Consider the following 14,957-nt stretch of genomic DNA (forward strand, 5'->3'; position numbering starts at 1 on the left):
CCCTCTGCACAGGAGCACCACCCCATGTCACACGCCGCCCCCGCCGATCTGCTCCTCACCGGAGCCCGCATCCACACCGTCGACCCCGAGCTGCCCGAGGCCGAAGCCCTCGCCGTGCGCGACGGGCGGATCGTCTGGGTGGGCCCGGACGCGGAGGCCGCCGACTGGGCGGGCCCGGACACCGAGCGGATCGACGCGGGCGGCCGGCTCGTGCTCCCGGGGTTCATCGACGCCCACAACCACGTCCGCCTCGGCTCCGACGACGCGTGCGTGCAGCTCGCAGGGGTGCGGACGCTCGAAGCGATCCTCGACCGGATCGGCGCGTGGCGGGAGGCCAACCCCGACGCCGAGTGGATCGAGGCCGAGGCCTTCGACTACTCCGCGATCCCCGGCGGGCGCATGCCCACCGCCGCCGACCTGGACCCGGTCACCGGGGACACCCCCGCGATCGTGCTCTCGTACGACGTCCACACGGCCTGGCTGAACACGGCGGCGATGCGCCGGCTCGGCGTCGCGAAGGACCGTACCGACCTGCCCTTCGGCACGGCCGCCGTGGACCCGGAGACCGGCGAGCCCACCGGCTTCGTCAAGGACTTCGCCATCAAGGGGCTCTCGCGCGACGGCCACCGCGCCCTGCGCGACCTGGGGGTGCCGTGGGCCTCCCCGGACCGCCAGTACGGGCGCCTCGCCAAGAGCCTCGACGACGCGATCGGTTTCGGCATCACCACCGTCGTGGAACCGCAGAACTCCCTCGACGACCTGGAGCTGTACGACCGGGCACGCGCCGAGGGCCGGCTGCGCTCGCGGATCGTCGCCGCGCTGTTCCACCCGCGCGGCACCACGGAGGAGGACCTCGACCTCTTCGAGGCGGCCGCCAAGGTGCACGCGGGGGACCGCTTCCGGGTGGGCCCCCTCAAGCTCTACATCGACGACGTGGTGGAGCCGCGCACGGCCGCGCTGCTGGAGCCGTACACCGGCTGCGGGGCGCACCGGGGCGAAACCTTCTACCCGGCGGAGGAGTTCGCGGACCTGCTCGCCCGGCTGGACGCGCGCGGGTTCCAGTGCTTCGTCCACGCCACGGGCGACCGGGGCATCCGTACCGTCCTCGACGCCGTCGAGCACGCACGGGCGGTCAACGGCCCGCGCGACGCCCGCCACCAGGTGGTGCACGTGGAATGCCTGGACCCCGAGGACGTGCCGCGCTTCCGGCAGCTCGGCGTGGTGGCCTGCATGCAGCCCCGGCACTGCGCGCCGGAGATCGCCGGTCCGGGCCAGGACTGGGCGGAGAACGTGGGGGAGGACCGCTGGCACAAGGCGTGGCCGATGCGGAGCCTCGCCGAGGCGGGGGCGGTCCTGGCCTTCTCCAGCGACTGGAACGTCGCCGAGATGGACCCGATGGTCGGCATCTACACGGCGCTGACCCGGCGCCCGCTGGGTGGCGGCGACCCGTGGCAGGAGCAGGAGACGGTGGACGCCCGGACGGCGGTGTACGGCTACACGATGGGCTCGGCGTACGCCAACTTCCTTGAAGGCGACCGGGGTTCCCTGACGGTCGGCAAGGCGGCCGACTTCGTGATCCTGTCCCGCGACATCCTCGCGGTGGCCCCGGAACAGATCCCCGGAACGGTGGCCGAAACGGTGGTGGTGGCGGGCGAGGTGGTCCATCGGGCCGGGTAGGTTGACCGCACTCATGCGTGGGCCTGCGGGGGGAACCGAATGGATGCGTTGGCCGAGGCGGCGTCCCTGGGGGCGCTGATCATCGTGTCGGCGGTGGTCACCGCTTGGATCGGGAGGAGGTCCCTGCGCCGCACGGCGGACGAACGCCGGGCAGCCCTCGCGGCAGGGGTCGTCGTGGCCGTGCGGTGCGAGGCCCGCTGGCGACAGGGGGTCCGCCGCCGGTTCTTCGCGCAAGGGGACCTCGGCACCGGACCTGGCGGCATCGGTGTGGCCTTCAAGTCGCCGCTGCGCCCGGCGGTGGCCCTGCCCGTCGGTGGCCGCGCGGTCGTCCGGGGGAGCTGGTGGCCGGGAATGCGAGTGCTGGAGTATCGGGCTCCCGACGGCCGGCGGATCGACTTTCACGTGTACCCGCGCGAAGTCGGGCTCGCCTGCCGCTATCTGGGGGTTCCGGACTCGGACTGGGTCCGGCCCTTCGGCGATACGGACGGCCGGCCCCGCCGGTCGGCCCGCCCGAGGCGCCGGATGTAACACGATCACGACTGGTGGGCGACAGGTGTGTGGCCGAACGGCCCTGAGGGGAAAGGGCTGTTGTGCGGACGGGGCGGGGGTGGTCCTCGGCAAGGCGGTCGGCCGCCACCCGCTGGGCAACGCCGGCGCGATGCTCGCTCCGCTGGGCTGAGCCGACCGGTCGAGAAATGCCTGGCGGGCCGCGGGGCGGGGCGTTAGTCTCGCCGCGATGACGACTTCCCGTACTCAGAGATCGGGGGTCCCGTCCGCGCAAGGTGAGTGCTGATGCTCACTCACCTCGCGAACGGGGCTTCCTTCCGCCCTTCCTTCTGGCTGCGCGTGCGCGAGTTCGCCGTGCCGCCGTCCATGATCGAGACCGCGACCGCCCGCCGCTCCGCCGGTGACTGGGCGGGGGCGTGCGCCGCGGCCGGCGTCGACGTGGACTTCGACCTGCGCGTCCTGGCGCGCACCCACGGCCGCGACCTCGCGGCCCGGATCCGGGCCGATCTGCGCCACCTGGCCCCGGACCTGCTGCGCTGGCACCTGCCGAGGATCGCCCCGGACGGACTGCTGCGCCCCGGGCTGACCATCGGGCTGGCCCGGTACGGGGACGCGGGGCCCGGCCCGGTGCACCTCGTGGCCCGTACGCCGCCTGCCTGGGCGGAGTACGGGCAGCGGATCAGCCTCGCCCTGTGGGACGGAGCCCGCTCCGAGGACGCCGCCCGGCGTCCTCCGGGGGCCGGTCCGCATCCCCATCCGCACCCCCATCCGCGGTTCCGCCTCGACCTGCACCGCCACCTGTGGGACGCCCGCCGGAGCGACGAGCTGCGCTCCAGGTCCGGGGCCGACCGGCACCTCGGCGAAGCGGGTCCCGAGCTGGATCCCGGCCTGCCGGGGCCGCCGCCCGCGGTGCCCCGCTGCGCCGTCGACCGGTGGGCGGCCGAGGCGGAGATCGTGCTACGCGCCGAGGGACGCCCCGGCGGTACGGTCACCGTGCGGCTCGGGGCCCGGCACCGGCTGTACGTGCACCTGCGCGGCGACGGGGACGGCGACGTGCAGATCTCCGCAGCCGCGCCCGTGGATCCGGGTGCCCCCGCCCCGCCGGCGCTGCCCGACGCGGCGACCTGGGTGCTGCCCGACCTGGAACTGCTCCGTACCGGGGCGATCGACGCCGGCCGGCTGCACCCGTTGGTCGGCCGGGCCCTCGTACCGGACTGGTCGCCGCCGCGGCCCGCCGGAGCCGCGGACCCGGTGAGGGGGCCGCGCCTGGTGGACTGCCGGGGCGCCCGGCACCGGATCGGCCTGGTGGACGGGGTGCTGGCCCCGCTGGACCACGACCCGGCCGAGATCCGCCGCGAGGAACTGCTGGTCGCACTGACCGGTACGCCGCTGCCCTGCCTGCGGGCCATCGACGAGGCGCACCGCCGTCCGGACTCCCTCTCCGGCGTCCGCGAACGCCTCGACCACGGCGACACCGCCGGCGCCCTGGCCGTCGTAGAAGGACTGCTCGGTCCCGGAGCGCTGCTGCGCGACGGCCCGTTGCGGGACGAACTGGAGGCGGCCGCGCTCCGGCGGGTCATCCACGGGCTGTTCCGGGCGGGCCTGGCCGGGCCGGGCGCCGGTCCCACCCACGACGGCTACCGCTCCCCCCGTAAGGGCCGCACCGAGCGCTCGCATCCGCGGCGCGCGAACCGCCGCTGACCCGGCCTCCTGCACGCCCCCCTTCCCGTTCCCGCCGCACACCCAAAGGTGATTCCCCATGCGTTCCCATGCCCAGACCGCCCCGCCGGCCCAGCCCGCCCAGTCCGACGCCACCCAACTCGACATCGCCGCAGGGCTGCTGGCCCTGCTGCGCGACACGACGACCGAACCGCGCCCCGACATCCAACTGGAGGCCCTGACCCTGGCCGTGGCCGCCGACCTGCCCGTCCTCCTGTGGGGGGAGCCGGGCATCGGCAAGACCGCGGCCCTGACCCAGCTCGCCGCGTCCCTCGACCTCCCGCTGACCACCGTCATCGCCAGCGTGCACGAGCCGTCCGACTTCTCCGGCCTGCCCATCGTCGGGGACGACCCCGCGGAGCAGGGAGTGCCGATGGCGCCGCCGGACTGGGCCGTGCGCCTGGTACGGGCCGGCCGGGGGCTGCTCTTCCTCGACGAGCTGTCCACCGCGCCGCCGGCCGTGCAGGCGGCCCTGCTCCGCCTCGTACTGGAGCGGCGGATCGGCGCCCTGCGGCTGCCGCCCGAGGTCCGGATCGTGGCCGCGGCCAATCCGCGGTCCTCCGCCGCAGACGGCTGGGAGCTGAGCCCGCCCCTGGCCAACCGCTTCGTCCACCTCCAGTGGACGCACGACCAGGAGGTGGTGGTACGCGGCCTCGGCGGGACCTGGCCCCGCGCCACCCTGCCCCGGCTGGACCCCGAACGGCTCCCGGAAGCCGTGGACTTCGCCCGCCGCGCGGTGTGCGGGCTGCTCGCCGCGCGGCCCAAGCTCGTCCACCGACTGCCCTCCGGCGAAACCCGCCGGGGCGGTCCCTGGCCCTCTCCCCGGAGCTGGGAGATGGCCCTCTGCCTGATCGCCTTCGCGACCGCGGCCGGCTCCTCCCGGGAAGTGCTCTCCCTGCTGGTCAGGGGAACCGTCGGAGACGGCCCCGGGCTGGAACTCCTGGCGAGCCTCGACCGGATGGACCTCCCGGACCCGGAGACGCTGCTCGCCGACCCGGCGGCCGCCGTGCTGCCCGAGCGCGGGGACCTGCGCCAAGCCGTGCTCGACGGTGTGGTCGAGGCGGTGCGCGGGCGCCCGGAGAAGTCCCGCTGGGACGCGGCGTGGACGCTCCTGGCCCGGGCACTGGAAACCGGCGCCCCGGACCTGGTGGTCGTCCCCGCGGCCACGCTCGCCGCGCTGCGCCGCGAGGACTGGGAGGTACCGGCCGCGATCGACCGGCTCGCCGGGGCCGTGGCCCTGTCCCGGCGAGCCGACCGGGCGGCGGCCCGGTCGGGCGTGCCCGTCAAGGCGGGCCGGTGACGGCCGTGAAGCCCGCAACGCCCGCGACCGGGGCGCAGCCCGTAGCGTCGGCCTCGCCCGCCTCGCCCGCCTCGCCCGCCTCGCCCGCCTCGCCCGCCTCGCCCGCCTCGCCCGCCTCGCCCGCCTCGCCCGTGAGGCTGGACCTGGACAAGCTCTACGCCGCCCGGCTGCACGCCGTCCGCGTGCGGCCGTACCTGGCCACGGCGCTGTTCGCCCTGCACGTCGTGGAATCGCACCGGGTGCCGACGATGGCCGTCGACCGGCACTGGCGGTGCTACGTCTCGCCCGGCTTCGTGGACCGCACCCCCGTGGAGGAACTGGCCGCGGTCTGGGTGCACGAGGTGTCCCACCTGCTGCGCGACCACCACGGACGCGGGGACCGGGTCGCGCGGGAGCAAGGCCTGACCGGCCCGGGGGAGCGGCTGCGGATGAACATCGCGGCCGACTTCGAGATCAACGACGACGCCTACGGCGACGGGCTCGTCCGGCCCGAGGGCGCTGTCCAGCCGGCGGCCGTGGGACTGCGGGAGGGGGAGCTCATGGAGGAGTACCTGACGCAGTTCGGGCTCGGGCCGCACACGCAGCACATGGCCTGGCTGGACTGCGGGAGCGGCGCCGACGGGCTGGAACGGGAGTGGGACCTCGGCGCGGACGGCGCGGACGGCCTCAGCGAGCAGGAACGCGACGCGGTCCGCTTCCGGGTGGCGCAGGGCATCACCGGCCGGCCGGGAAGGGCGTCGAAGGGCTGGAAGCGCTGGGCGGAGGAGGTGTTCCACCCGCCTCAGCCGTGGCGGGAGTTGCTGGGAGCGGCCGTCCGGTCGGCCACCTCCGGATCCGGCGCGGGCGACGACTACACGTACAGCCGGCCCTCGCGGCGTTCGGCCGGGGTGCCGGGCGCCGTGCTGCCGAGCCTGCGGCGCAGGCCGCCCCGGGTCAGCGTGGTCATCGACACCTCCGGGTCCGTCAGCGACGCCGAACTGGGCAGCGCGCTCCTGGAAGTCACCGCCATCTCCCGCGCGGTGGGCGGCCGCCGGGACCTGGTCACCGTGGTGCCGTGCGACGCCTCGGCCCGGATCGCCCATCCGCTGTGCCTCGCCGAGGGGATCCCGCTGCTGGGCGGCGGGGGTACGGATCTGCGCACGGGGTTCGCCACGGCGCTGCGCTCGGCGCCCCGGCCGGACGTGATCGTGGTCCTGACCGACGGGCAGACGCCCTGGCCGAGCTCGCGGCCGCCGTGCCGGACGGTGGTGGGGCTGTTCCGCCGGGACCGGCCGGGCGGATCGTGGGCCGAGGACGATCCCGACTACGTGCCGGACCTGCCGCCCGAGTGGGCCCGCGTGGTGGACATCGGCTGAGGTTCCGGGCCCTACCGCTTCGGCCAGTACCAGAGGGGTTCGTCCAGGGGGCCCTCGCGGCCCGCCACCTCGGTCTGGCCGAAGTCCTTGAGCAGGGTGATGGTCTGCAGGTCCACGCGGTGGCGGTGGACCCCCGATGCCAGGGCCTGTGCCAGCGGGGCGGCGTGCGTGACCACCACCGTCTGGGTGTCCCGGGCCACCGTCAGGATCAGGTCCGCGAGGGGGCCCAGCAGGTCCGGGTGGAGGCTGGTCTCCGGCTCGTTGAGCACCATCAGGGCGGGCGGGCGCGGGGTCAGCAGGGCGGCCGTCCACAGCAGGTAGCGCAGGGTCCCGTCGGAGAGTTCCGCCGCGCCCAGCGGGCGCAGCAGCCCGTGCTGGTGCAGCTCCAGCTCGAAGCGGCCGTCCCGTTCCGCGACCGCCACGCTGCTGCCCGGGAAGGCCGCCTCGACGGCCGCGTCCAGCGCCGCGTGGTCGCCGGTCTCCCGGATCGTCTGGAGCGCGGCCGGAAGGTCGGAGCCGTCCGCGGCGAGGACCGGCGTACGGGTTCCGACGCGCGGGGTGCGGGCCGGCGCTTCGGCGTCCGTGCGGACGTGGTCGTAGAACCGCCAGGAGCGGATCAGTTCGCGCAGGGCCAGCAGGTCGGGGGCCAGTTGCGGGTCCGCGAGTTCGCTGAGCATGGAGTCGTACGGGCGCAGGGCGCCCTGGGTGCGGTGCCAGCCGCCGTCCGCGGTACGGGTGCGCACGGCGGGCCCGGCACGGTCCGAGAGCAGGGCGGCGGGGCGCAGCACCGGCCCGGCCCAGGTGCACTCGCGTTTGATCTCGGGGTCCAGGCCGAAGAGCGAGTTCGGGACCGGCTGCGGGTGGCCGAAGTCCACCGCGTAGCCGAACTCGTCCCCGGCGAACCCGAGCCGCAGGCTCACCGGTTCGGAGCGGACCGTCGGCTCGACCGCGTACCGGCCCTCGCGCACCGCCCGCCCCGTCTTCTCCGGGCCGGCCCACAGGGTGGAGGGCAGCCCGCCCTCCCGGGCCAGCGCCGCGACGGCGCCGCCGCGCGCGGAGTCGGCCAGCAGCCGCAGGGACCGGTACAGGCTGGACTTGCCCGTGCCGTTGGCGCCCGTCACCACGGTGAGCCGGCCGAGGGGGACGATGAGTTTGCGCAGGGAGCGGTAGTTCTCCACCGCGAGGGTCGTGATCATGTGGTCGTGATCATGCTGTGGTCATGCCTCCGGGTGCTCCTCGGGAGCGAGGAAGCGGCCCATCGGCAGCACCTGGCGGCCCCAGGTGCTCGCCATGATCTGCCCGGCGAGCAGGTACGTGGCTCCGAGCGCGGCGAGCAGCCCGCTCCAGCCGGTGATCCGGTTCCAGATCACCGAGCCGGTGAACCCGCTGACCGTCATGGCCACGAAGACCACCAGCACGCACGTGAAGGTGGACAGCAGCACCAGGTGGATCCGCCAGCTGCCGATCCACAGCACGAACACCACGAACACCCACGGCAGCGTGAACAGCGCGCTCACGTCCCCGCGCAGCGCCGGATCCGTGGCGGGCAGTACCCACTGGATCAGGAGCGCCTTCGACATCCAGAACAGCCCGAAGCCGCCGAAGACGGTGGCGTGCCAGGTGTCTCCGCGCTGCGCCTGGAAGAGCCCGGCCAGCAGCTGGGCGAGCCCGCCGATGAAGAAGCCGACGAGCGGCAGCACGGAGTGGCTGAGGTGCTCGGGGAAGATGCCCGCGTCGATGCCGGTGGCGAGCGTGGTGACGACGATGAAGCCGGTGAGGCCGAGGGGGCCCAGCTGCGCCTGCGCGCTGGGCTCCATCCGCTTGACCGAGACGGCCTGTTCGGCCGGCCCCATGCGGTTGCGGGCCTGGACCGGGTTGTTCATCGCACGACTTCCCGCTCCGGCAGGGCGTCCGGACCCTCGGGGAGCCCGCTGCCCACCGCCGCTCCCGCCTTGCCCCTGCGGCCCGCCGCACAGGCCAGCGTGATCGCGGAGCCGAGCACCGCCCAGCCGCTCAGGACCAGCAGCGGTCCGGTGATGTCATTGCCCTTGAAGTACGCGATCGAGCGCCCGGCGTACGTGCCCGCACCCGGCGGCAGCCACGGGCCGATGGCCTTCCAGAACGGCGGCAGCAGCGGGTACGGGTAGGCGCCGCCGGCGCTCGGGTTGCCGAGCACCACCACCAGCAGGATCGCCAGGCCGATGCCGACCACCCCCGCGAGGCCCTGGAAGGCCAGGGTGATCGCGCCGACGGCGAAGACGACGAGGGCGCCGAGCCCCCACAGGCCCCAGATGCTGCCGGGCAGCGCACCCAGGATCGGGTCCGCGATGACCGCGCCGAGGAGTCCGGCCGCGACGGCGTACACGAACAGCGCGCCGAGCCGGATGATGGCGCGGTGGACGTTCGCGGGCCGGGCGCCCGCGCTGATCGCGAGGATCGCGGCACACAGGTAGCCGCCCACGCACCAGCCCACGACCAGGTAGAACGCGCTCAGGCCGCGCCCGTCGCCGGCGGCCACGGGGGCCACGTCCACGACGGTCACGGTGCGGCCCTGGGTCTTCTCGACGAGGCCGACGACCTCCTCCAGGGCCTGCGACAGGGAGGCCCCGGCGCCGCTCGCGACCAGCAGCTTGTCGGTCTTGCCGGCCGGGTCGATGATCAGCGCGCCGTCCACGTCCCGGTTCTGGATCTGCCGCAGCGCCGTCGCCTCGTCCTGTACGGCACGGGGATCGAGCGGTTTGCCCGGCAGCGCGGAGAGCTGCTTCGCCGTCTGCGCGGCGACCGGTTCGGCGGGCGCGGCCACCGCGATGGGGATCTCGCTGGGCTTGGGGTGATGGAAGGCCCCGATGTACGAGGTGATGAAGGCGAGCTGGAGCGCCAGTACGCCCAGGACCAGGAGAGCGGCCCGGGTGGTGACGGCGTCCTTGATCTCGGCGAGGAAGCCGCCGGACTGCCCTGGGTCTGTGTGGGTGGACTGGGTCATGTCTCACACGCTCGGCGTACCGGGCGCGGGGCGCAGCAGGGGTGGGCCGAACGGATGACGGCCGTCGGAGCGGACCGCGCAGTTTTTACCGCCGCGTAACTTCCCAGTTTTGCTACTCGCCCGTAATTTGGCGGCTGCAGCACCCTCTTGTGATCCGGATCACGGGATGCACCCCCACGTACTTCCCGCGCCATCCCTCGTTACTCCCCTTGAGCCGCAAGGAGATCACACGATGCTGCCCTGGAGACGCCTGCTCCGCCCGCTGGCCGTCCTCACCCTGACCGCAGCCGCTCTCGTCGCCCCCACCGGAGCGGCCCAGGCCGCCTCGGCGCCGAGCAGCGGCTGGAACAACTGGTCCTGCAAACCGTCCGCCGCCCACCCCCGGCCCGTGGTCCTGGTCCACGGAACCTTCGGGAACTCCGTCGACAACTGGCTCGGCTTCGCGCCGTACCTCGTCCACCGGGGCTACTGCGTCTACTCCCTCGACTACGGGCAGCTGCCCGGCGTCCCCTTCTTCAACGGGCTCGGGCCCATCGAGGCGTCCGCCGGGCAGCTCGACGTCTTCGTCGACAAGGTGCTCGCCGCCACGGGAGCGGCCGAGACGGACCTCGTGGGCCACTCCCAGGGCGGCATGATGCCGCGCTACTACCTGAAGTTCCTCGGCGGCGCCGCCAAGGTCAACGCCCTGGTCGGGCTCGCCCCCGACAACCACGGGACCACCCTGCTCGGCCTCACCAAGCTCCTCCCGTACTTCCCCGGAGCCGGGGACCTGATCAGCACGGCCACCCCGGGCCTCGCCGACCAGATCGCCGGATCGCCCTTCCAGAACAAGCTGAACGAGGGCGGGGACACCGTCCCCGGAGTCGCGTACACGGTGATCGCCACCCGCTACGACGAGGTGGTCACCCCCTACCGGAGCCAGTTCCTCACCGGGCCGAACGTCCGCAACGTGCTGCTCCAAGACCTGTGCGCGGTGGACCTCTCGGAGCACGTGGCCATCGGGCTCACCGACCGGATCGCCTGGCACGAGGCGGCCAACGCCCTCGACCCGGCGCACGCCAAGCGGACCACCTGCGCGTCGGTCTTCTCCTGACGGCGCGGCGGGCGGCCCCTCCTGCGGGCCGCCCGCCCTCGGTCACCGGTCGCCGGTGACCGACCCGTAGCGGGTCAGCGGCCGTGGCGGCCCGGGATCGCCCGGCGGCGGGCCAGCGCGAACAGCACGGCCGCGCCGACGGCCAGGACGCCGGCTCCGCCGATCGCGATCACCGGGGTGGCACTGCTGCCGCCCGTCTCGGCGAGGCTGGTCCCGCTCTGCGAGGGGATCGGGGACGGAGCGCCGCCGCCGTTCGTCTTCGGGTCGTTGTCCCCGTGTCCGTGGTGCTCCACCGTGGACTTTTCTGCGCCTGCGGAGATCTGCTCGTCGGTGGGGGCCGAGGGGAGCTCCGAGGGGAGCGTGGACGGCCGCTGCGAGGGCACGGAACTCGGCTTCGAGGTGGGCTTCGAGGTGGGCTTCGCGCTCGGCCCGGCCGTGGGCTTGCCGCCGGTGCCACCCGTGCCGCCCCCGCCGTTGTCCTTCCCGAAGACCACGTCCGAGCAGGTGTAGAAGGCCTCCGGGCTGTCGGAGCGCTGCCAGACGCTGTAGATCAGGTGCCGGCCGGTCTTGTTCGGGACGGTGCCGGAGAAGACGTAGTCGCCGTTCTGCATGCCCGGGTCGGTGACCTTCGCGAAGGGCGCGGCCTCCAGGTCGGACCACTTCAGCGGCTTCGACGGGTCGTAGCCGTCCTTCGTCACGTACAGCTCGAAGGAGCCCTTGTGCGGGGCGGTCCCCTTGTAGCGGAAGGTGTGCGCGCCCGCGGCCATCGGGCTCGCCGGCCAGTCGGCGCGCGCCAGGTCCAGCCCCCTGTACTTGTCGTTGCCCGCCGAGCACAGCTTCCCGTCCGGGATCAGCGCCTTGCTCTGACCGGCCGCGTTGGCGATGTTCACCGCGTTCCAGTCGTAGAACGCCTGCGCCCCGCTCGCCGCGACCGCCGCCTTGCAGGCGGCCGACTTGGGGGACTCGGGGCCCTCCGCGTAGCACGCCGCCACCCGGCTGACCGGGTCCGTCATCGAACCGTGGGCGGCCGCGGGAACGGCGGCGTACGCGACCACCGCGATCGGGGCGAGGCCTGCGGCGGCGATGCGGGCGGCGGTACGGCGTGCGGGCATGGCGGATCTCCTCTGGGCACGGCACAGGGCTGCGCGAGTCGTGGGTGCGCCGGAGGGCCGAGGCTGGGCGGCGCCGCCCCTCACGGGTCCGCGGCGCCGCCTCCGGCCCTCCCTGGCCCAGCCAAACTAACCGTCCGAACCCGGCGTTCGACCGGGTTGGGGCCCCTGGAGCCGATCCTTAGGGCGCAGTTAAGGGCGGGGTAAGAGGGGGCTGAGGTAGCGGGCCCGGAGGGCCCTGAAGCCCTTGGAGGGCCAAGCTTCGGAAGGGGTCCGGGTCCGGGCCCGGCGGATCCAGCCCTTCTATCTCCAACCTGCGTTGTTCCTAGAATGTCCCCATGAAGGACATCGATGTGATCGCGGTGTTGCAGGATCCGGTGCGCCGCCGCCTGTACGAGTACGTGGTGGCGCAGGGCCGTGAGGTCGGCCGCAACGAGGCCGCCGAGGCGGCCGGGGTGGCGCGCACGCTGGCCGCGCACCATCTGGACAGGCTGACGGAGGCCGGGCTGCTGGACAGTGGCAGCCGCCGCCTGACGGGCCGTTCGGGGCCGGGGGCGGGCCGTCCCGCCAAGGTGTACACGCGGGCGCTGGTCGAGCGGTCGGTGTCGCTGCCCTCCCGCGACTACCGCACGGTCGCCGAGCTGCTCGCCGAGGCCGCCGAGCAGGCGGGGCTGGACGCCGGGCTCTGCGCGGCCGCCCGCCGCCGGGGCGAGGCCCTGCGCGGCTCGGCCGCGCCCTGCGCGGGCCTCGAAGAGGCGATGGAGGTGCTGGGCGGCCGCGGCTACGAACCGCACTTGGAAGGTGCCGGGGATGGCGAGGGCGCGGAGGGGGTCGAGGATGCTCGGGGCGTCGGAGGCGCCGAGGGGGCGGTCGGGGCGGCCGGGGCGGCCGAGGCGGCCGGACGCGTCGTCCGCATGCGCAACTGCCCCTTCCACGCCGTCGCCGAACGCTTCCCGCCGCTCGTCTGCGGCATGAACCTCGCGCTGCTGGAAGGGCTGCTCGGTGCGGACGGTCCCGTCCGCGCCCGCATGGACGCCCGGCCGGGGGAATGCTGCGTGGTGGTCGAAGCTTCTAAAAACAATGACCATTGACATAGAAAAGCGGCTCGTGTGGGATGAGGCCATGACCGCATCCGCACATGCCGCCCACCTCGCCCAGCTCAACGCCTCCACGCTCCGTCATCCGCTCGACGACCCGCGCGTGGCGCCCTTCGTCGAGATGCTCGACCCGGTCAACGCCGCCGCCGACGGTGCGCCCGGGTTCGTGTGGAGGCTCGTGGACGAGGGAGGGGCCGACGCCACCGGCCTGCGCCCGGCCGGCGAGAACGTCATCGTCAACCTGTCGGTGTGGGAGACCCAGGAGGCCCTGTGGGACTTCGCCTACCGCAGCGGGCACCTGGAGGTCATGCGGCGGCGCCGCGAATGGTTCGAACGGCACGTCGAGGCGCACATGGTGCTCTGGTGGGTCCCCGCCGGGCACGTCCCGACCGTCGGTGAGGCCCTGGAGCGGCTGGCGGACCTGCGGGCGCACGGGCCGTCCCCGCACGCCTTCACCTTCGCCTCCTCCTACACGGCCGCCGAGGCCGCCGAGCACGTTCGGGCCGTGCCGCGGGCGCAGCCCGAGGGGGCCGAGCAGCCGGAGCCGGCCGCCCGGAGCGCGCGGCCGGCGCATGCCGGGGACTCGGCGGCGGTCTGAGGCGGCGCCGCGCCGCTCCCGGGTCAGGACAGCAGGGCTCCCAGGCCCGCGGCCGAACGGGCTTGGGCGTCCAGGGCGTCGAGGGCCCGTACCGCCTGGGCGGCAGCTTCGGGATCGGTGTCGGCGAGCCCGCTCTCGGCGAACTCGTCCTCGTCGAGCCGCAGTACCGAGCTCCCGTCGGCCGACACCCACAGGTCCAGGTCCAGGTCCTCGATGAGGATCACCCCGTCCTGCACCGACGCGGGACGGGTGACGTCGCAGTACCAGCCCTTGAGGACGCCCTCGCCCGTCCGCACCTCCTTGACCGCGTACCAGCGGTCGCGCCAGAAGTGCTCGGTGAACACGTCGCCCGGCTCGAAGCGGACGAAGCCGAAGTCCCGTACCCCGGGGGCCGCCCAGGGCGCCCGTACGGTGATCCGGGTGCCGGTGTCGGCCACCAGCTCGGCCGGGTAACGGATCTTCGTACGGCCCGCCTTGGTGAGGGTGACGGTCAACTGGTCGGTCGGCCGGTCGGTCATCGGTGTGTCTCCGGTTCTCTCGGGTTCTCTCGGCTCATCGAGGTTTCGGTCAATTGTCCGATGTGGGCAGCTGCTTGGCGAAGCGGGTCTCGGTCGCGCAGACCTCGTACCCGAACCGGCTGTTGACCGCGAGCATCGGGCCGTTGGCGGTGTCGTTGCCGGTGAACGCCTCCGTGTAGCCCGCGGCGCGGGCCCGCAGGAGCGAGTCGGTCTTGGCCGCCCGGGCCAGTCCCAGCCCGCGGAACGGGCGCAGGGTGCCCGTCATCGCGGAGGAGTAGCGGGTGCCGCCGTCCGTGTGTGCGGCGGTGAAGGCGGCCACCTTGCCGTCGACCAGGACCACGGTGGTGAGGTCCGGATCGAGGTGGGGGTGGTTCCAGGTGTGCCGCAGCCAGTCCTCGTAATCGTCGAAGTCCTGCTGCACGTCGCCCGGTTCGTCGGAGCTCGCCGCCGCGTCGGCCTCGAAGAGCGGTCGCGGATCCGCGGCGAAAGCCGATCCGGTGCACAGTTCGGCCCCGGCCGGCAGGGTCCCGGGGAGGGCGGGCAGCGCGGCCGTGGTGAGGTCGAGGCGCAGGAAGTGTGCGGAGCGGGAGGCGCGGTAGCCGTGCCGCTCGGCGAAGGCGCGGTGCGGCGGCTCGTCGAGGACCCAGGCGTACGCGTCCTGCGCGCCCTCGGCTCCCAGGTGCTCCTCGGCCGCGCCCAGCAGGGCGGTCCCGGCGCCGAGTCCGCGGTGGGCGGGATCGACGTAGGCGTTGACGAAGCCCTGGCCCGGTTCGGGGCTGTCGTAGACGATGCCGACCTGGGCGGTGCCCACGACGAGGCCGTCGGCGTTCTCGGCGACGAGGAGGCGGTAGCGCTTGTCGGGGTGCGCGGAGGCCAGCTCGAAGGCCACCCCGGGGGCGGTACTGATCATGAAGGGGAGGGCGGCGCGGCGTACCCGGACCACGGACTCGGCGTCGGTCGGGTCGTCGGGGCGCAGATCCCGGATGGTTGTGATCACGGGG

General features: G+C 74.1%; 14 protein-coding genes. 8 read left to right on the top strand and 6 right to left on the bottom strand.

Annotated elements, in window-relative coordinates; all coding sequences use genetic code 11:
• Positions 1-24: 24 nt before the first annotated feature.
• The 5 genes from OHA37_RS30740 (at position 25) to OHA37_RS30760 (ending at position 6,558) form a co-directional block, all read left to right on the top strand.
• Positions 25-1,677: an amidohydrolase gene (locus tag OHA37_RS30740; protein WP_266909969.1), complete on the top strand. Its 1,653-nt coding sequence runs from the start codon at positions 25-27 to the stop codon at positions 1,675-1,677.
• A 39-nt stretch (positions 1,678-1,716) separates the two neighbouring features.
• Positions 1,717-2,205, top strand: a complete 489-nt coding sequence (locus tag OHA37_RS30745) for a hypothetical protein (RefSeq protein ID WP_266909971.1) — start codon at positions 1,717-1,719, stop codon at positions 2,203-2,205.
• Between the two features lie 264 nt (positions 2,206-2,469).
• Complete coding sequence (locus tag OHA37_RS30750; RefSeq protein WP_266909973.1) at positions 2,470-3,885, top strand: hypothetical protein; 1,416 nt, start codon at positions 2,470-2,472, stop codon at positions 3,883-3,885.
• A 58-nt stretch (positions 3,886-3,943) separates the two neighbouring features.
• A complete protein-coding gene (locus tag OHA37_RS30755) occupies positions 3,944-5,203 on the top strand; it encodes an AAA family ATPase (RefSeq protein WP_266909975.1) in 1,260 nt (419 codons plus the stop codon).
• Positions 5,204-5,334: 131 nt separating this feature from the next.
• Positions 5,335-6,558, top strand: a complete 1,224-nt coding sequence (locus tag OHA37_RS30760) for a vWA domain-containing protein (protein WP_266913236.1) — start codon at positions 5,335-5,337, stop codon at positions 6,556-6,558.
• An 11-nt stretch (positions 6,559-6,569) separates the two neighbouring features.
• Here OHA37_RS30760 and OHA37_RS30765 read toward each other — a convergent pair whose 3' ends face one another.
• Genes OHA37_RS30765 through OHA37_RS30775 form a run of 3 tightly spaced genes read right to left on the bottom strand, consistent with a single transcriptional unit; the run spans position 6,570 to position 9,541 of the window.
• Positions 6,570-7,754 (bottom strand): AAA family ATPase, encoded by a 1,185-nt coding sequence (locus OHA37_RS30765; protein ID WP_266909977.1) that lies wholly within the window; start codon positions 7,752-7,754, stop codon positions 6,570-6,572.
• A 21-nt stretch (positions 7,755-7,775) separates the two neighbouring features.
• Complete coding sequence (locus OHA37_RS30770; protein ID WP_266909979.1) at positions 7,776-8,441, bottom strand: acetate uptake transporter; 666 nt, start codon at positions 8,439-8,441, stop codon at positions 7,776-7,778.
• The gene (locus OHA37_RS30775) at positions 8,438-9,541 is read right to left on the bottom strand and encodes a DUF3533 domain-containing protein (protein ID WP_266909981.1); all 1,104 of its coding nucleotides are present in this window, start codon (positions 9,539-9,541) and stop codon (positions 8,438-8,440) included. The genes OHA37_RS30770 and OHA37_RS30775 overlap by 4 nt, the downstream gene beginning before the upstream one ends.
• A 232-nt stretch (positions 9,542-9,773) precedes the next feature.
• On the opposite strand from OHA37_RS30775, the gene OHA37_RS30780 reads away from it, so the two are divergent.
• A complete protein-coding gene (locus OHA37_RS30780; RefSeq protein ID WP_266909983.1) occupies positions 9,774-10,634 on the top strand; it encodes an esterase/lipase family protein in 861 nt (286 codons plus the stop codon).
• A gap of 74 nt (positions 10,635-10,708) precedes the next feature.
• Here the strand turns inward: OHA37_RS30780 and OHA37_RS30785 are convergent, their stop codons facing one another.
• Positions 10,709-11,746 (bottom strand): lytic polysaccharide monooxygenase, encoded by a 1,038-nt coding sequence (locus tag OHA37_RS30785; RefSeq protein WP_266909985.1) that lies wholly within the window; start codon positions 11,744-11,746, stop codon positions 10,709-10,711.
• 335 nt (positions 11,747-12,081) lie between these two features.
• Between OHA37_RS30785 and OHA37_RS30790 the strand changes: the two genes are divergently transcribed.
• Both OHA37_RS30790 and OHA37_RS30795 read left to right on the top strand, forming a co-directional pair.
• The gene (locus OHA37_RS30790) at positions 12,082-12,834 is read left to right on the top strand and encodes a helix-turn-helix transcriptional regulator (RefSeq protein ID WP_266909987.1); all 753 of its coding nucleotides are present in this window, start codon (positions 12,082-12,084) and stop codon (positions 12,832-12,834) included.
• Between the two features lie 31 nt (positions 12,835-12,865).
• Entirely contained in the window at positions 12,866-13,438 is a 573-nt protein-coding gene (locus OHA37_RS30795) for a DUF3291 domain-containing protein (protein ID WP_266909989.1), read from the top strand.
• A gap of 23 nt (positions 13,439-13,461) precedes the next feature.
• Here the strand turns inward: OHA37_RS30795 and OHA37_RS30800 are convergent, their stop codons facing one another.
• Positions 13,462-13,956, bottom strand: a complete 495-nt coding sequence (locus OHA37_RS30800) for a DUF402 domain-containing protein (RefSeq protein WP_266909991.1) — start codon at positions 13,954-13,956, stop codon at positions 13,462-13,464.
• A 49-nt stretch (positions 13,957-14,005) separates the two neighbouring features.
• Positions 14,006-14,953: a GNAT family N-acetyltransferase gene (locus tag OHA37_RS30805; RefSeq protein WP_266909993.1), complete on the bottom strand. Its 948-nt coding sequence runs from the start codon at positions 14,951-14,953 to the stop codon at positions 14,006-14,008.
• Positions 14,954-14,957 lie beyond the last annotated feature (4 nt).

Origin of the sequence: Streptomyces sp. NBC_00335, from assembly GCF_036127095.1 — a bacterium.
In the GTDB taxonomy this organism is placed as follows: Bacteria; Actinomycetota; Actinomycetes; order Streptomycetales; family Streptomycetaceae; genus Streptomyces.